The organism is Burkholderia sp. 9120 (genome assembly GCF_000745015.1).
GTDB lineage: Bacteria > Pseudomonadota > Gammaproteobacteria > Burkholderiales > Burkholderiaceae > Paraburkholderia.
Genome location: NZ_JQNA01000002.1, coordinates 82,734 through 99,764 on the forward strand (window position 1 = coordinate 82,734; position 17,031 = coordinate 99,764).

General features: G+C 57.5%; 18 protein-coding genes. 9 read left to right on the forward strand and 9 right to left on the reverse strand.

Annotation, left to right across the window (positions count from 1 at the left end):
- Positions 1 to 26 precede the first annotated feature (26 nt).
- A complete protein-coding gene (locus FA94_RS08750; protein ID WP_081935827.1) occupies positions 27 to 992 on the reverse strand; it encodes a LysR family transcriptional regulator in 966 nt (321 codons plus the stop codon).
- A gap of 111 nt (positions 993 to 1,103) precedes the next feature.
- On the opposite strand from FA94_RS08750, the gene FA94_RS08755 reads away from it, so the two are divergent.
- The gene (locus FA94_RS08755; RefSeq protein ID WP_231584902.1) at positions 1,104 to 1,838 is read left to right on the forward strand and encodes an SDR family oxidoreductase; all 735 of its coding nucleotides are present in this window, start codon (positions 1,104 to 1,106) and stop codon (positions 1,836 to 1,838) included.
- Positions 1,839 to 2,093: 255 nt separating this feature from the next.
- Positions 2,094 to 2,762 carry a Type 1 glutamine amidotransferase-like domain-containing protein gene (locus FA94_RS08760; RefSeq protein ID WP_051980489.1) on the forward strand — a complete coding sequence of 223 codons (669 nt, stop codon included), beginning with the start codon at positions 2,094 to 2,096 and terminating at the stop codon, positions 2,760 to 2,762.
- A 339-nt stretch (positions 2,763 to 3,101) separates the two neighbouring features.
- Here the strand turns inward: FA94_RS08760 and FA94_RS38545 are convergent, their stop codons facing one another.
- The 3 genes from FA94_RS38545 to FA94_RS08770 all read right to left on the reverse strand — a co-directional run bounded on the left by FA94_RS38545 (position 3,102) and on the right by FA94_RS08770 (position 6,406).
- On the reverse strand, positions 3,102 to 3,503 hold the full coding sequence (locus FA94_RS38545) for a hypothetical protein (RefSeq protein WP_156126598.1): 402 nt from the start codon (positions 3,501 to 3,503) through the stop codon (positions 3,102 to 3,104).
- A gap of 156 nt (positions 3,504 to 3,659) precedes the next feature.
- Positions 3,660 to 5,438 (reverse strand): serine hydrolase, encoded by a 1,779-nt coding sequence (locus FA94_RS08765; protein WP_035549767.1) that lies wholly within the window; start codon positions 5,436 to 5,438, stop codon positions 3,660 to 3,662.
- Positions 5,439 to 5,812: 374 nt separating this feature from the next.
- Entirely contained in the window at positions 5,813 to 6,406 is a 594-nt protein-coding gene (locus FA94_RS08770; RefSeq protein WP_156126599.1) for a hypothetical protein, read from the reverse strand.
- Between the two features lie 200 nt (positions 6,407 to 6,606).
- Between FA94_RS08770 and FA94_RS08775 the strand changes: the two genes are divergently transcribed.
- Positions 6,607 to 7,110 (forward strand): ASCH domain-containing protein, encoded by a 504-nt coding sequence (locus tag FA94_RS08775; RefSeq protein WP_231585110.1) that lies wholly within the window; start codon positions 6,607 to 6,609, stop codon positions 7,108 to 7,110.
- A 410-nt stretch (positions 7,111 to 7,520) separates the two neighbouring features.
- On the opposite strand, the gene FA94_RS08780 is transcribed toward FA94_RS08775, so the two are convergent.
- Positions 7,521 to 7,949, reverse strand: a complete 429-nt coding sequence (locus FA94_RS08780; protein WP_353611438.1) for a TetR/AcrR family transcriptional regulator — start codon at positions 7,947 to 7,949, stop codon at positions 7,521 to 7,523.
- A 126-nt stretch (positions 7,950 to 8,075) separates the two neighbouring features.
- Between FA94_RS08780 and FA94_RS08785 the strand changes: the two genes are divergently transcribed.
- A complete protein-coding gene (locus FA94_RS08785; protein WP_035561685.1) occupies positions 8,076 to 8,696 on the forward strand; it encodes a DJ-1/PfpI family protein in 621 nt (206 codons plus the stop codon).
- 178 nt (positions 8,697 to 8,874) lie between these two features.
- Here FA94_RS08785 and FA94_RS08790 read toward each other — a convergent pair whose 3' ends face one another.
- Positions 8,875 to 9,720, reverse strand: coding sequence for an alpha/beta fold hydrolase (locus tag FA94_RS08790; protein ID WP_051980490.1), 846 nt, complete (start codon positions 9,718 to 9,720; stop codon positions 8,875 to 8,877).
- 433 nt (positions 9,721 to 10,153) lie between these two features.
- Between FA94_RS08790 and lspA the strand changes: the two genes are divergently transcribed.
- The 3 genes from lspA to FA94_RS08805 all read left to right on the forward strand — a co-directional run bounded on the left by lspA (position 10,154) and on the right by FA94_RS08805 (position 12,208).
- A complete protein-coding gene (gene lspA, locus FA94_RS08800; RefSeq protein WP_035549775.1) occupies positions 10,154 to 10,663 on the forward strand; it encodes a signal peptidase II in 510 nt (169 codons plus the stop codon).
- A gap of 171 nt (positions 10,664 to 10,834) precedes the next feature.
- Positions 10,835 to 11,365, forward strand: a complete 531-nt coding sequence (locus FA94_RS38550) for a hypothetical protein (RefSeq protein WP_231584904.1) — start codon at positions 10,835 to 10,837, stop codon at positions 11,363 to 11,365.
- Positions 11,366 to 11,683: 318 nt separating this feature from the next.
- A complete protein-coding gene (locus tag FA94_RS08805) occupies positions 11,684 to 12,208 on the forward strand; it encodes a P-loop nucleotide/nucleoside kinase family protein (protein WP_035549777.1) in 525 nt (174 codons plus the stop codon).
- Positions 12,209 to 12,594: 386 nt separating this feature from the next.
- Here the strand turns inward: FA94_RS08805 and FA94_RS08810 are convergent, their stop codons facing one another.
- From FA94_RS08810 to FA94_RS08820, 3 genes are all read right to left on the reverse strand, one after another.
- Positions 12,595 to 13,668 carry a hypothetical protein gene (locus tag FA94_RS08810; protein ID WP_035549780.1) on the reverse strand — a complete coding sequence of 358 codons (1,074 nt, stop codon included), beginning with the start codon at positions 13,666 to 13,668 and terminating at the stop codon, positions 12,595 to 12,597.
- Positions 13,669 to 13,696: 28 nt separating this feature from the next.
- Positions 13,697 to 14,716, reverse strand: a complete 1,020-nt coding sequence (locus tag FA94_RS08815) for a sulfotransferase family protein (protein WP_156126601.1) — start codon at positions 14,714 to 14,716, stop codon at positions 13,697 to 13,699.
- A gap of 465 nt (positions 14,717 to 15,181) precedes the next feature.
- Positions 15,182 to 16,066 carry an NmrA family NAD(P)-binding protein gene (locus tag FA94_RS08820; protein ID WP_035549783.1) on the reverse strand — a complete coding sequence of 295 codons (885 nt, stop codon included), beginning with the start codon at positions 16,064 to 16,066 and terminating at the stop codon, positions 15,182 to 15,184.
- A 105-nt stretch (positions 16,067 to 16,171) separates the two neighbouring features.
- On the opposite strand from FA94_RS08820, the gene FA94_RS08825 reads away from it, so the two are divergent.
- Positions 16,172 to 16,591, forward strand: a complete 420-nt coding sequence (locus tag FA94_RS08825) for a winged helix-turn-helix transcriptional regulator (protein ID WP_035549785.1) — start codon at positions 16,172 to 16,174, stop codon at positions 16,589 to 16,591.
- The gene (locus tag FA94_RS08830) at positions 16,536 to 17,027 is read left to right on the forward strand and encodes a DoxX family protein (RefSeq protein WP_231584905.1); all 492 of its coding nucleotides are present in this window, start codon (positions 16,536 to 16,538) and stop codon (positions 17,025 to 17,027) included. The genes FA94_RS08825 and FA94_RS08830 overlap by 56 nt, the downstream gene beginning before the upstream one ends.
- Positions 17,028 to 17,031 lie beyond the last annotated feature (4 nt).

A 17,031-nucleotide genomic window follows, 5' to 3' on the forward strand; every position in this document is an offset into this window, starting at 1 on the left:
GTTAAGACGCAGGATGTGGCTAGCAGCTACGAAGTCTTGCTGCGCCGCCGGGACGATCCTGGCCGGGGTTCTCCAATAAGCGGGTTCCGCGGCGCGCTGCCGTGCCCGAAAGATTCCTGGAGAAAGGCAATGAACGTCACCAGCTTCGGTGGCAGGTGCGCGTCGGGCAGATGCACCAGATGGATAGGCCAGGTTTGCGCAGGCCAGTCGGGAAACAGACGAACGAGCCGGCCCGTGTCCAGATCTTCCTGCAGCATCATCTGAGGTTGGAAAATTATCCCCAATCCCGCGAGCGCGGCCTCGCGAAGCGCCAGACCGCCATTCACGTCGAGGCGGCCTCGCACCGGGATCTGCTCCACGCCCTTGCCGTCGGGGCGTCGAAAACTCCATTCGCGTTCGGGACCGGTCGCGACCATAAAGGCCAGGCAGTTGTGCTGGGCGAGATCGGCGGGCACTTGTGGATGCCCATGGCGCGCCAAATAGGTCGGCGATGCGCAGGCAATGCGCGGCGAACAGGCCAGCGGCCGTGCAATCAAACCCGAGTCGGGCAGCACGCCGGCGCGAATGGCGGCGTCGAAGCCGTCTTCCGCCAGATCGACAAAGCGGTCGTTGAGCGACAACTCGACCTGCACCTCCGGATAGCGATCGAGGTAAGCGGCAAGCGCCGGGACGAGCACACGCGTGCCGTAGATCACAGGACAGCTCACCCGCAGCCGGCCACGCGGTTTGCTCTGCATCTCGCGCGCGTCCAGTTCGGCGGAGTCCACCAGCGCCAGGATTTCGAGGCACCGCGCGTGATAGCGCTTGCCGAGTTCGGTCAGACTCTGACGCCGCGTGGTGCGATTCAGCAGCCGGCCTTTGAGGCGCCGCTCCAACTCGCGGATGTGGTTGCCGACCATGGTCGGCGTCATGCCGCTGCCTTCGGCCGCCGCGGTAAAGCTGCCGCATTCGACCACGCGCGCAAAAATGGTCATGCTGCTAAATCGATCCATTCGCAAGTCCTGTTAAGAGGTGCTCGAAGATAAGTCGGGTTTATCAACTTTAGTTAAAGAATAATACTGGCGTCCTTGCTTCACTCACAACTCGCTTGCAAGGAATTTTCAATGACTACGGCAGACATGAAGCTTCGGAATCAACGCGTCGTCCTGTTGGGCGGCACCTCGGGCATCGGCCTCGCCACGGCTCGTGCCGCGCTGGCCATGGGGGCCTCGGTGATCGTGGTTTCGTCGAGCGCTAAACGTGTTGCCGACGCCGTGAGCGAGCTTGGCGAGCGGGCCTCCGGATACGCGGTCGATTTGAGTGATCAGTCCGACGTGCGCGCTTTGTTCGAACAACTCGGGCCGTTCGATCATCTGGTCTACAGCGCAGGCGATGCGCTGCAAACCGGGCCGCTCGCCGGGATGGATCTCGACACGGTGCGGCGGGTTTTCGATGTGCGTGTATTCGGTGCCATTGCCGCCGTAAAACATGCCACGCCGTATCTGCGTCCCGGCGGCTCCGTGGTACTGACGGGCGGTGTCGCCAGCCTGCGGCCGCAGCGGGGTTGGGTGGCGCTTGCCAGTGCCTGTAGCGCCATGGAAGGCCTCGTGCGGGCCCTGGCGGTGGAGTTGGCGCCGGTTCGCGTCAATCTGGTGAGCCCGGGGCTGGTACGCACGCCGCTGTGGGCCAATTTGCCCGATGCCGACCGTGAGGCGCTATTTGCTGCCAGTGGGGAAGCGTTGCCGGTGGGGTATGTCGGCGAGGCCGACGATCTGGCGGGCGCTTATGTTTATCTGATGACCAACCGTTATGCGACTGGGCAGACGGTCGTGGTGGACGGCGGCGGGGTGTTGGTCTGAGGGCGGTGCTGTTGGATTGATTTGTTTGCCTTTGCCGGTAGGGATCTTTGGGGGCTTTTGTCGGAGATTCTCTCCTGGCACAGATGCGTTAAACCTTCCGAGTGCTCGGGCGGAGTGGCGGACGGTCTCGAGTCCGTGTTGGTTCGGCCAGTTTCGGACGGTCGACCAAAGGTTCTGAAATGACGATAATTCGTGGTTACGAGGTGTGCCACATAACCAGCAGAGACATCCAACCAGGGCGAATTTAAAAGCAACATGGCCTTCTATCGAAAACTGGCGTTATATAGTGACCAGGAGATGCCTGCCAATGAAGAAATGGATGCGCGTCTTCTACGGCTGATCGGGCGAGCGCAGCCGAGGATTGGTTATATTCCCGCGACAAGCGATCCCGAGCGCATCTATTTTCGGCGCAAAGCCGAGTACTACGCCGGGATTGGCGCGAATTTGGCCGTGTACGTAGACCCGACTCAAGACACATCGGAAGCGGATTGGTCGTCTCTGCTGACATGCGACGCGATCCACCTCTCTGGCGGGAATACGTTTTCATTCTTATCCTGGTTGCAGCGACAAAGCGTACTGCCGCTTCTGGCTCGGTACGTTTCCGAAGGAGGGGTGCTGATCGGTGTAAGCGCGGGCGCTATCTTGATGACGCCGAGTGTGAATTCCGCATTGCTGTGTGGCGACGTTCGGGACGAACCGTTGACGAATGAAGCAGGACTCGGCCTTGTTGATTTCAACTTCTGGCCGCACTTCAATGCCGAATGTGTGACTCAGGAGCAGTCGAAGTTGTCCTGTACGATCCCGGAACTCTATGCTTGCCCGGATGGTTCGGGGATCGTCGTCGATGGCAAGGAAGTCGAGCTATTCGGACAGGTGCATCGTTACGATTTGGGAGTAGTTCGCCCTACTCCGCTCGAGGATTGAAGTCATCCCGTTGTTTCGCACGCACTGTGCGGGTGGCGCATGTTCGGCCCGGGAGCGGCCGTTTCCGGGAAGAGCGAACATCACCTCAGGGTCGAAACGGGAGGGCCGTTGTTCGTCTCGGTTCGGCCAGAAAGGGACTGTCGACGGAGCTACTCGATACTCGATTGGTCAAGTTTGCTGCAAGATATTGCGGACTCCATAAACAACGTCAGCGCGATATTGGGGGCCAACACTTGCCACACTATTTTCAGCAGGTCGCGTGCCGCAAGGTGAGCTTGATGTTGGGCCGGAACTGAAGATCTACCTTCATTTGCTCCGCCAATTGTCGATGTGACGTGCTTAAACATCGCATCCAGACTGGGCATTTTCCGAGGTTGCAAGCCCGCGCCCAGTGCGCCGCCAGCCGCCAGCCGCCAATGACCCAATACAGCGATTCCCGTCGGCTTCAGTTTTGGGTAGGAGCATGTTGTTCAGTGCATCGCCATACCCGTACTGTTGCCCAGACTTCGCGCCTACGCAATGGATGTTGCGCCCGACAACCGGTGGCGTCTCGGCGAATAGCGTGCGCTGCGCAGCGTAGCCCGCAATTGCCCCGACCGCCGAAATATAGGTTTCGGCGTGGACACGGCGATTGCCCTTCAATCGCGGCTGAAGGTTTATTAGAAGATGACCCATTGCGAGACTGCACGCCATCTCATCTGGGGTATTTTTTAAGGGAAGTACGTTCGGCGTGGATTGCATCTGGTCTTCGATATCGGTTGGATATGATTTTTGGCGGCCCACAGTTCGTGGAATTCTATCGATTCAGGCCACGCACCCGGAATACGTTGTCGTCAATTTCCACGCGGCGTGCTGGGCTCTTTCAGCCACACCGTTCCCGTCGCCCGGCAAGACACGCTAACTCCTGAGTAACGCGTTGTCCTCGAGCGTGTCCGCGGGGACGGCGTCGCCAATGCGAGGCCACACGATCTCCACGTGTGCGTCCCAGTGACGCAGCGCCGTTACGCGCTCCTCATGGAAGACGAATTCGAACGTGACGTCAGGAAAATCGTCGCTACGAAATTGCAGGCCTTTGAGCGGCTTGAGAACCTCGGCAGGATCGCCCGGGGCGGAGAGCACGATATCGCCGTCCCGATTCAGTCTGACGCCGATCTTCGTGCCGAGAGGCGTCTCGTATGTCCCGACCAGCTTTGCGAGCACGTTTGCTTCAGGGCGTATAGCCAGACGGACAAACACCGCTTCGATCTGGTCAAGCTGTATTACCGCACGGTCGATGTCGCCGAGCGTGCTCGTCAGGAACGAAACCGACCATGCACCTTTTGCTTCGTCGTCAGGGGTGTCGAAGCGGTCGTAATGGAAATGGATCAGAGGCAGGTCGGTATGTCGGAAACCGAACAGAAGCTGCGTGCCGTCCATGGTGATATTCATTTTGCCGTACGCCGGATGCTCGTACGAGCCAACGTAGTCGGCGAGATCGTGCGACGGGCGCGTATTCGGAACCGCTCGCGACCCGGAGCGTTCTCGCGCCTCGCGCATCGTGGCCTTGGCCTTTAAGCAAAGGTCGCGGAATCGCGCCGTCCAGTCGGTCGCCTCCAGGCCAAGCGCGCGACTATAGATGTCGAAGCCAATCGCGTTGCACAGCGGTGCGCAATGGTCGCCGATCACGAACACCGATACGCCGATCTTTTCGTTCGGCAGATAGGAAACCTGCGAATGAAATGCGCGCAGATTGCCGCCGTGACTCGCCAACAGATGGCCGCGAAACACCGACGTCATGCGTCCCATGCCGTAAATACTGTTCAATTCGGTGTCGAAACCGAGCAGGTCGCTCATGCCGTTTGGCCATGCCAAGCCGGGAACGAGCGTCGCTTTCAGAACGCTCGCGGGAATCAGCTGCTTGCCGTCGATCACACCGTCGTTCATCAGCATGATCGACCAGCGCGCGATGTCCTCCAGACTCGTGACGATGCTGCCTGCGGGGCTTCTCTCGTCGTCCTTGGGTGCAGGCGGTTGCCAGAATTCGTCGCTATCGCGTCGTTCGGAGAAGGGTAATGCGTAGTCACCTTTGGCCTTGGCATCACCATACGTGAACAGGGTTCGTTGCATGCCAAGCGGTGCCAAAATCTCGTCGCGCACGAATTGATCCCACGGCTTGCCGCTCATCAACTCGATAATATGGCCAACCGCTTCGTACATCATGTTGTTGTAGATCATCCGCGAACGGAGTGGCGCCACCGGCTTCATGAAGCGGATACGCTCGAACAGCTCTTTTGTCGAATAATCCGAGTCGTCCCAGATCATGTCGTAGCGCGGCACACCCGTTCTGTGTCCGAGCATGTCGCGCAACGTCACCGCGGCATCGAGCGATGGGTCGTAAAACCGCAGACTGGGTACTGCATTGCGAATCGGCTCATCGAAACTCAGCAGGCCACGTTCGACCAGCAAACCTGCGGCGATGGCAGTGAACAGTTTGGTGTTGGACGCGATAGGAAAGAGCGTCGAGGGCGTAAACGAAAGTAAGTTTGCGGCGTCGCGATAACCGTAGCCGCGCGTCAGCACGATCTGATCGTTTCTGACAACGCTCACGCCGACTCCCGGCGCATGCCAGTCACGTATTAAGGCTTGCATGTACTCATCGACATTTCCCAAATCCAAATCACGCGAATCGCTCAGCATCGAATTTCCTTTGAGTGGAGAGTGAAGCGTCAAAATGCGGACTGTATTGCAGGAACCCGCGACGGGGCCATTGCCGGCCAGTGATTCTAGTCGGGAAACTAAAGCAGCGGCGATTCATGCATCTCGTCGCGCGAGCAACGATTCATGCCGATTGCATGGGGTGGCGGCCGGCGGCCAGAAGCGGCTGGTCGTGGCCGCGCCACCAATGTCCGCTCGCCGGGTGTTAGGTTAGCGCTAGCAATCTCAGCGCAAGATCGCCGACTCATTGCCGTAATCGGGCGACAGCGCCACGAACTGTTGCGACGTCGTAAAAAGACAAACCCGGCACTCAGGCCGGGTTTCTATGGTCGCTACCGTTCTGGCAAATTTCGCTGCTATTGCATACCAGAAGAAACATAACTCACATCAGTGACGATTCCATTCGGATCGACTGTTACGGTCAGATCCCGCTTCGAGAACTTCAAATTAAAGGCTGAGCCACTAGTCGTGTGGTATGAGTACACCAATGCCTGTTCATTCTTTTCCTTGGTGACCGGGTAGATAGCATAGCCGGCAGGCCTGCCCAGTAACTTGACAACTTCTTCGCGTGTCGTCTTGCCTTTGACGATTGCACTGCGCGTCGATTCGTCGAAGGTACTGGCATCGTCCTTGAACGAAGAGATAAAGACGTTAGACACCAGCCTGTCCTTCCAGAAGGCAAGTTCCAAAGAGCGAGCCGGTATCACGCCGGCTTCAAGTGGTGTGCCGCCTGTCGATGCATACGCATAAGACAACAGCGTTATATCCTCATCGTTCTTGGTGACCTTGCTCTCGCGAAACGGGCTGCCGTAGGTTGTCCGTGCCTCAGCGATGGTGGTTTTGCCATTTTGCAAGGCCATATCATCCGGACGTACAAAGTTCGTACCCGCACAACCGCTTAGCGCGCCGACCAGCGCTGCACCAAGGCAAATCATTCCAAACCTGTTCATTAAGTCCCCGTGGAAACGTAGAAGCAAATCAGTTTTTCGTCTTTCATGGAAGGCTATTTGTAATGTTATTGGCCTGTGCATCTTCTTCCCGTAATGAAATGTCGGCGGCATGGCGGAAAACTTTAGAAGATTTTTTTCATGAAAGACTGGAGATCAGTCGCAGCCTTGCAAGGTCAAGGCTTCGATGCTATTTGCATGAAGTGAAAATCGGTCAACAAGAGACGGTCGATGCGATCACCCAAATCGTCGACAATGAAACCCGGGTAACTCACGATGAAATGCAACGCGAACGGATGCGCATGAACAGACGAAAACGATTGACCTTTTGGGGCGCGGACGAAGACGATGACAGTTTGCCGCGTGCGGTCATGGATGGTCGAAAAACTGTCACTGCCGATACGGTCGCAGAGTATTACAAACAGTCCGGCGAATATGGCGACGGCAGTTATGCACCGGGCGATATCATCGAGGTCTACGATTTAAAGCAGAGGCTTCGCTGCATCATCAAAGCCACGAAGGTAGACACGATCAAGTTTGGGAACATCCCGGACGAGGTCTGGCGTGGTGAAACATTCTCCAGCGCTGAGGAGTTCCGGGAGGTTCATATTCGATGCATGCCACACGAGGACCTGCATGACCGTTTCGAACTGGTAACGCTGCATTTTGAATTGGTCGAGATCATCGCGCGCGACGTCATCTGCTGACGCGACGGTTCGCACAACCGAGAGGCCTTAGTGGGGCGACGGCGGTCGGTCGCGACAAGCGGCGTTCAACCGTAGGCCAGTGGCATGGACGCTAGCCCTAGGAAACCAATGGCGTGCACTAGAACTGGAGATTTGTAGATCGCGTTAGCCAGGCGGCTTAACTTGAAGGGAATGGCGTTCAAGCAGCCATTCGGTGAAGGAATTGAGTGCTGCCGAGAATTTAGCTGCCGCTGAGGTTGGATTTTTTGCGTGCTTTAAAAAAATGCTCGATGTTAGCTCATGACTTAGGCTCGCCACGGTGGAAGAGCCCCTTCGAAAAGTGAAAAAGCTCGATGTAGGAAGCTGTTGAAGCGAGCGGCATCACGCCGCAGCCCTGCCTGTTGACCACCAATCAGGCACAGATGGGCCACCTAACCAATCACTTCAGCTTCGCCTGGCATAGGGACCAAGCGGCGGCACGTCCGTATCGCGAAGTCCAGTCGTTTTGTGTCAACGCGCTGCTGAAACTCGCCTACTAACGGATCGTGCAGCGACCAGGCTCGGATGGAAACTTCTCGCCCTGGTTGTTTCTCAGCGGCAATACTCAAATAGCGTTTCAAGGTTTCGCCCGCGCTGTGACCCTGCGCCGCATAAGCGAGCATGCGCTCCGTGTAGTCTTCTTCCCAGGCGGCCAGCAAGGTGCGGACAAAGTCTTCGCGACTGCGGAAATGGTGATAGAACGATCCGCGGGTCACATTCAATCGGCGCGATAGACTCTCGGCCGAAACGCCAATATGCCCTATTTGGTCGAGGGCTTCAAAACCAGCCGCGATCCAATGGTCACGAGTTAGTTTTCTCACCAGTTATTTCACTCCATATTTAGCGCCATACAGACTGTGTATGGTGCGCAACCGATTGATACGCTGCGAACACCAGCAAAGATGGCCATTGCGTTTTGCACGCCAGCACTTTTCATGGAGCTCGCCTTGAAGAAAATCGTTCTGGTTGCTTTCGACCAATTCACTGATATCGACCTGTTCCTGATGTGGGACATTTTAGGCCGCAATACTGAGGACTGGCACGTCCGAATAGTGGGTTCCAGCTCTATCGTGCGATCGGCACACGGCCTACCTGTTTCGGTGCACGGTCCGCTTTCCGAGGCCAATAGTGCCGACGCGGTATTGTTCGTCAGCGGCAAGGAAGGGATACCCGCTGCACTTGCCGCCCCAGATTTCCTGCCGTCGTTTGAACTCGACCCCAGACGCCAGCGAATCGGCTCCATATGCGCCGGCGCGTTCATTCTCGCACGGCTTGGGCTGCTCAGCGGCCAGGCAACGACACATCCGGACGCACGGTCGAGCTTGCAAGCTCTGGGACTTGAGCCCGTGGACCAGCCTCTTGTATGGCAAGGGAACGTTGCAACCGCTGGCGGATGCCTTTCGGCGCTTTATCTGGTGGGATGGTTGGTTGAATCCTGGTTCGATGTCGACAAGCGCCGTGCGACGTTGCTCCCTGTTCTGCCAGCTGGGCAGCAAGAACTCTATGATGCCTTGATCGGGCTCAGTATCCGGCAAGGCGAAGTCGGCCCCTCAGCAACATCAAGTTAATCCATGCTCGCTCAGCGAGGCTCTGGATATCATCAAGGCGTGGACATTGGTTATCCGGACGGCATCGCCACGACCCACCTCGTGTGTACGCTGCTTTGAACCTCGCCCAACAACGTGACAGTAACGGCGGCGTCCCAGGGAATTCGCGCCAACGACCGCCGCTATGTCAAAGTCGGATTTACTTGCCGGCCGCGGCAATAGCCTGCTCGACCACCTCGGCCACCACGAAGGGCTGGGCCGCCGGAACATCATGACCCGACTTCGTTCTGACAATCTTGGCGCCGGCCCGGTTTGCCATGAATTCCTGCACCTGAGTAGGAATTGCATGGTCCTGAGTCGCGACGATTTCCCATTTGGGAACAGACGCAGGCGCCGCTAGCGTGGCCGCTTCCGCGAAGGCCGCCGCGGCAAGTGGGCGTTCGCCAGCCGCAGCGACGCTTATCTCGGGCTGGCTGAGTCCACCGGCATAGACGGTGCCGTATTTGTCCTGGTTGATGTACACGTCGGTCTGCCCGCCAGCGGCAGCGACGGAATGCAGGTTCGCGGAGACAAGTTCGGATCCCGGAAACTTCGTGACCAGGTCATTAGTGCTCTCGCCCACCACGGGGATCAGCGCGGCAACGTATACGATCGCTTTCACCGACGGCTCCAGGGCGGCGACCTGGCTGACCACCATGCCCGCGTAGGAGTGACCCACCAGCACCACGGGGCCGTCGACGGACTTGACCAGCGCGTCCAGGCCAGCGGCGTCATTGGTAATGCCGCGGAGTGGATTCGCATAGGCAATGACGCGATACCCGGCACTGCGTAGCACACTGATCTCCACGTTCCAACTGGATGAGTCGGCGAAAGCCCCATGGACAAAGATCACCGTGGGATTGGTATTGTCAGGGTGATGACGGAAACCATCCGCCGCAGTCGAGGCAGGTGCCATAGCGGTGTCTGCGGAAATAGGCGCGGCGGATGCGTTGAAGCTGACGCTGGCGGCGAGAAGTGCGGCGATGAGGCTGCTTATCTTGTTCACGGGAATACCCCTTCTCAGTAGTTTTGAACGGTGTTTGCACATCGCGCGGTCGTGCGATATCTGACGTCACGGCTATCCATTGCGTGGGGCTCTTGCCTGAGTCCCATGACGGTCGATGACTGGTCGTATGCTGCCTACTGAAAAGGACGTCGTCTTGAAGGTCCTTGCTGGCCATGGAACCCTGTTGCGCACGCGATGATGCTGAAGACGTTCCAGATTTATTTGGGCATCGGGTGCGTTGCGATTGCAGCAACGTTTTATTTTTTAACGAAATCAGACCGTCAAAGGCAAGACTTCGCAAACAGAACGGTTGCCGCTACGGCATCGTCAAATATCGGGCAGGAAGGGACGTTCGACACCCCGGGGCGATCGTCCACAATCTCGCGTGACACGGCTAAAATGTGATCCTGGCCGTCTACAGACCATTTCTCAGATGACAACGAAAAAGAGACTTGCCACTGCGCTGCTTGGCGCGGTTGTCTGGATAATCATCGACCAGCTGACAAAGGCATTATTCAAGCATCTATTGACGCCTGGCGAGGTCGTATCGCTTTTGGCCGGAAGCCTTCTGGTTCTTCCCACCTATAACCACGGCGCGTTCCTCGGCTTTGGGGCTGACATGTCTGACGCGACTCGCAATATCGTTTTCATATACGGCGTTCTTGTGCTTCTTGTTAGCTTGCTCGCATGGCTGGTGCGGTCGCCAAAGCTCGGTGGTGTCGAAGTCGCTGCGATAGCTTGCATTCTGGGCGGCGGAATTAGCAATCTGCTCGATCGCTGTGTCTATGATGGCCGGGTTTTCGATTTCCTGAACATGGGCATCGGGCACTTGCGAACGGGTGTGTTCAACGTTGCAGATGTTGGAATTACGCTTGGCGTGGCGCTACTTCTCCTCAACGGTGTGAAACGTAGGCCCACTTTGCCAGGGTCTGCGACGGCCTGACGATTTGAGTTTTGCATCGTGTGCGGATGGCTGCTTTCGGTTGCCTCGATAGTCCGCAACGGGTCGAGCTTAGCCAAAACGCATGAGGCGGCAGTTCTGCCAGGAACGGCCGGTGGACTTAACCTGCCAGATTGGTGACAATTGGGGCCTTTCTCCGTTCTGTTCACCTAGATGCACGAGAACCGCATATTTCAAACATTTGTTTTCCTTAGCTCCGTACTGTTTATCGCTTTGGGTACTACGCGCCCTGCTGAGGCATCGGGTGCGTTCGACGGAAACTGGATATTCAAGTACTCGTGTAATGGGACGACAGGTGTGTTTGCCGACCGGTGCCGCCGTGGAGAGGGAGACTCGTTCACGCTGATCAATCTGACCGAAAGCGGGAATCGTGTTTGCGGATATCACGTCGCCACAGGTTATGTACAGAACAAGGTAGACGAAGGAGACCTGGACGGTGGCGGTCCTTCAATATATGGCGCTGTCTCAGGCGATACTGCGACCGTGCGGTTCCGCAGCGCGTGGAACGGCGCTGTTGGCATCGCAACGATGACCCGTCGCAAGGGCTCGATTGTCTGGCATGTCGTAAAGCCCCTGACCGAGCAAAGCGTGTTCCCGGACGATGCCGTATTGAGCAAGTACATTTCGCGACTTCCTTACCGACCGACTCCCTGCGATGCCGCTCTGAACAAGACCGTAGAGTGACGGCTTTGGCCCAATTTTGCTCGAATCTGAGGAAGCTTCCCTGCGTCATGTACTTCCCTAGTCGGCCGAGGCTGTGTGAAAACGCGTGTTGGAAAGGGCCTTCTAAAAAATCGACTCTTTAGATGGCGCTGTATTGGCTTGGTAGCAACTCGGGAAGGGTAACGCGACACCCGAAAACCGAGTACTTTTGCGTTTTCACACAGCCTCGGTCGAACTGAATCGCTCATCAACTCTGAGCCCGGTCAACTCCGGCCACTGGAGTTCACGGCAGAAATCCGCGACAATCGGACCAAATTCGATAAGCAGGGAGCGTCGAAAATGTTGATTGCCTTAGCCGGACTGCCGGGCACCGGGAAAACAACGATAGCGCAAACACTGGCTCGCAAGCTCGCCGCAGTTTATCTGCGTATCGATACATTGGAACAGGCATTTATCGCGTCCGGGAGCAGCGCGACCCAAATTGGACCTGCCGGATATCTGGCAGGCTACGGCGTTGCGAAGGATAATTTGCGCCTTGGGTTGACCGTCATTGCGGACTCCGTCAATTCGTTGCACGTGACGCGTAGCGCCTGGAGAAATGTGGCACTTGAAGCCGCCGTGGGCTTCTTCGAAATTGAGTTGATTTGTTCCGATACGACGGCACACCGTCTTAGAGTCGAGGGACGAAGGGCCGATATCACCGGCCATGAACTGCCGACATGGCAGAGCGTGCTTGAACGTCAATATGATGCATGGGAATCAGAGCATCTTGTGGTCGACACCGCTAGCGTTTCGGCTGAACAGGCCGTCGAAACTATCATTCATCGCCTGTCGCAGGCATCTCTAGAAAATCGAATGGCTTAGCGTATCACGCATCAGATATGCTGATTGTCTTGAGCGGCGCTCTGCCACAAGCTTGACTTTCAACCGCGTATCCGCGATCTCTGACAGCCTGAAAACTGGCTGTATCAACGCAACGGCACGTTGCTAACATTCGCTCTCACGTAGCGATCAAAAGGAATGATCGATGGCAGACATATTCATCCGCGTGGCAGGCGGCTCAGACAGAAGTGTACGTCGTTGAACGGGATGGCGCGTCGGTCGGAACGTTGTCGCTCGATCTGGACGGCGAAAGGCACTGGGGACCTCAAGAACCGATCGCCGGTTATGTGCCTTGACTGTGTGTGCGGAATGGTTTTAACGGACGTGGACTCGGCAGCTCCATGCATGACGAGGCGTTCGAACGTCGCTTAAACCCACGCAGCAGACCGTCCCGACCGATCTATCTGAGCGTTGGCTGCCGATATGGCGGCTTGCTCCATGGCGGATGCTCCCGGCGGTGCCTTGAGGCGTCCCGTCGTCGTATCCACCGCCGAGTCATGGTAGTGAAGCAGCGCGATACCGGTGCGTTCATCGAACCACCTGTGCCGTCCTGCAAAATGCAAGTAGTAGTTGGCGTTCGAAGGTGCGTGTCGGAACGGAATCTGCCCGACGTGAATAGCCAGCCACATCGCCACCTGGTCGACGTGCGTTTGCTTGCGGGCTCTTTTTAGCGGTTCGATGTTCTGCAACAGCCAGAGCGCCCAATATCGCCAAGCCGTGTCCACTTGCTCGACCAGATGTTTGGGGATGCCGTACATACCACCGTTGCAATTCCCCACGAACGTCAGATCCTGCTCGGCATGCTTCCTGGTGGACCCCACCAGTTCTCGCAGCGCTATTAGCGGCTTTCGCAACAGATGAATCATCGCCGGCCTGGACGCGTGGCCAGCCTGTTTGTCCGAAGACTCGTGAGCGGCGCGCTTGCCTCCATCGCTACTCGCCACGAGCCCCAATCCGCTCGAAGCATCGACTTCAATCAGCTGCGGTTCCTCGCGCATTCCAGCAAGGCGGGCGACCTGTCGCAATACGGACAGCGGCGGGTTCGGACCGTCGACGACCTTGGCCGTCAGCTCCGCGTTGCTGAGATGAGGGCGTAGATCATCAAGAGCGATCATGTCGGTATCGAGCAGGACAACAATCGAAAAGTCGAGGTCTTTCAGATTGCCCAGCTGCGCCAGCTTATTGCAGTAACGACCGTCGCCGAACGGCTTGATCTGGTGCGTCGTGCAGCCCAGCTCTTCGAAGATACGCCTGGCTTCATCCGGCACGCTCTCCGTAAACTGGACGTGAATATCGGCCGGGTCGTCGCAGCTATGCCGACGCAGAGACAGCGCCAACTGATACCCCATGGAGGCGAACTTGGGGTGCCGGTCGACAACGAATGAAAACAACGTTTTCCGGACGTTGATGGGGCCGCGAGAATCGTGCGCTAAAGAGGGCATGGCGAATGCGTGACTCGTCAAATTTCGGCTAGGACAAGCGAACCGCGCGCAGGGCTCGCACCGCAGCCGAGACCATTCTCGAGATCGACTGAACCGCCGCGGGCGTTCGCGTCGGTTCCTGTTGAGACAAGGCGTAATGCTCGGCGTCTCTGAGCGCCAGGACGAGCGCGGATCTGGACTCTTCTTCCTTGTGTGAAAGCATGGCGCGCAGTGCCTGGAACAGGCGCTGTGCCAGTTGCGGCGCGGCGTGCGCGGCGTCGAACTCCTCAGGGGTAAATTGCCAATGCCGAAGGCGATTATCGAGGAACTCTTGCGCGTAGACGGCGACTCGCTGAGCGTTCAACGCAAGTCCCAGGCACGTCGAGACACGCGTGAGCTCCGCGATCGGCGCATCGATAAGCGTATCGTAGTCGACGAGTACCCGCCGTTGCCCGTCTGTTGCGCGAATCGCGGGCACCATGTGAGCGAGCCACAAGCGGCACGATTTCTCAATGCTGAAGCGGTCCCGACGTTTCAGCGAACGGGCCACGCTGAGCGGATTTCTGATTGCAATGACGTAGGCAATGCGTATCCCGGTGCGCTCGAACACCGGCATCCAGAACGGCAGCAATCGCGACAGGCGAGGGTCCTTGAGCGCGAAGATTCCCGTTCGACACTTCTCGCGCAGCACCGAAGTCGCGCGCTCGCGAAAGACATCGAGCATTGCGGGTGCGATCCGATCGAGATCGATGGGGGCCAATGAGTCCCAACTCGCGCCGGCAGCGTGCAGCAGTTCGGCGTTGATGCGGTGAATATCGAGATCTTCGAAAAAGCCCTTGTCGTTTTCTCCTGCGACAGGACTCCCAAGGTTGGTGCCGAAATCGGCGCCTATTGTCTCCATGGCCCGAGTAATGGCGCTAGTTCCGCCTCGGTGCATGCCTAAGACGACAATGAGCGTCGATTCAGTATGTGAACGATTGACAGCGGGGAGGTCATTTTCTAAAGAGGGATAGGAATGCGAATAGACTTCCGTCACGATATGCCCTAGTAGCGCATTAATGCGAGTCATCAGGCGGTTCGAGCCGCGAGACGCTTAACACAGTCATGCATAGGCCGAGGACGACCCAACGCAGAAGCGAAAGAGGTGCGGAAACCGTGGTCAGGTTGATGGGCTGAATAGCTTGAACCATCATAGCAGCGGACCGGGCGCTGAGTCGGCGAAACAGGACGGAAAACGGCTCGCTGGCGGAGGGATTCGATTACCGAATATTCGGGTTGCTTGCGAAATTATCAGGTTACAGAATATTCCGTAAATTGCCGAAATAAATCGGGCGCTCTTGAAAGTCTCCATGCAGTGATGTTGGACTGCCCTCTGATGGAGAGGGGAGGCTGCCTCGTTGTCTGTTGTAGCCTTATGAGAGCGTGTCCAATACATCGCTTGAGCCTGAGATTCGCAAATTCTCTTATGTGTTCGACAAGGAAAGCCGAACCGCGTCATCCGCTCGATATTTTTCCGATCCCGTAGCAAAGACAATCACCCCGCATAGCTGGACTGAGCCTCTTCCAGATAATCGGCAAGCCGCTTCGAAGCACGGCCGATAAGCGATTCAAGATGGTCCGTCACGATAGAAAGATTGCCGGCCCGAACCTCTGCTTCAATCGACACCAGGACAGCAATAAACACGTCAGGCACACCCGCCGCTTTCAACCCCGTGGCGAGTTGCTGGTCGGTCACAGGGACGACGGCAAGGGGCTTGCCTGTCGCCTGGCGAGCAAGCTCGGCGATCTCTTCGTTCGACAGCGCCTCGGGGCCCGTGAGCGTGTAGGTCCGGTTATCGGGAGTTGACGTAACCAGCGCTGCGGCAATCGCTTCAGCGATTTCCTCTCTTGCGGCGTATGACGTTCTGCCGCCTTCAGCCGCCGAATGCCATTGCCCGCTCTTCAGCGCATTGGGGAGCGACCTGAGCAGATTCTCCCGATACCAGCCGTTCCGGAAAATCACGTGCGGCAGACCGGTGGCCTTGATGGCCCGCTCGGTTTCCAGATGATCCGGCGCGAAGGTCAGCAGCGAACTGTCCGGATTGGGCTGCGATGTATAGGCAAGACGCTCGACGCCCGCGGCGACGGCTGCCATGACCGCATGGCGATGCTGCTTCAGGCGTGTGTCCGCGCCATCCAGCGCATCGGTTGAAATGATAAGGACCGTTCCCGCGCCTTTGAACGCCTCGGTCAGGCTCGTCGGATCTTCGAAGTCCGTCTTGCGAACCTCGATGCCCGCCGCAGCGAAGCCGGCAAGTTTCCCGGGGCTGCGGGTGCCGGCGATGATGCGGCTGTGTGCCACGCCGCGCGCAAGCAGATGCTTGACAACAAGTTGACCGAGTTGACCGGATGCACCGGTGACGAAAATCGTATCGCTCATGGCCTGGCCTCGTTTTGAGTGTTACTCTCGTTTTGAGAGCGAGCAGATCATCGAGCTTTGGCAGGCTTTCGTAAAGAAGGCAGTTTTTCAGGAGATAGTTACCCGATGGGAACCACCAACGCATCGCCAGGCGCCCTCAAAACGAGGCTGGAGGCGGCCCGGGCCCAATACGGTCCTTTGACGAATTGCCCGGTGCGCGATGTCATTGACGTCATTAGCGGGCGATGGAGTTCATTGTTGATGATGGCGTTAGCCGAGCATCCGCATCGGTTCGGCGAACTGCGCCGGTTGGTGCCGGACATTTCGCAGCGAATGCTCACGCAGACACTGCATGAGCTACAGCGCGATGGTTATGTGCATCGCAAGGTCTTCCCGACAAAGCCGCCCGGCGTTGAATACAGCCTGACCGAACTTGGTCGTTCGATGTTCGACGCGTTGAACGTTTTGATTATGTGGGCCGACGGGAATCATGCCGCGGTCACCGCAGCTCGCCTCGACTTTGATCGTGAGAAAGAATCTGCCTAGGAGACGCGCCATCGAACAGCAGACAAGCGGTATCGGGCGAAAGCTGGGCTTGGGTTTCGTGTTTTTATGGTTCTTCATAGGGGGGATTGCGCATTTTGCCGCGACCGATCTGGAGATGCGCATTGTGCCGCCATGGCTGCCAGAACCCAGGCTTCTGGTTCTGGTGAGCGGCGTGTTCGAATTGCTCGGCGCGATCGGTGTGCTGATACCACGCACCCGGCAGGCAGCCGGGTATGGGCTCATGCTGCTGACCATCGCGGTGACGCCCGCGAATATCTACATGTGGCAGCAAGCGAGCCAATTCCCGTCGATTCCCTACTGGGCGCTGACACTTCGCCTGCCGCTTCAGGTCGCGCTGCTTGCCTGCATCGCGTGGTCGACACGTGACGTGCGGCGACGTTGGCACGCGGGACCGCAACCCGGCTCGCGACGATAGTTCT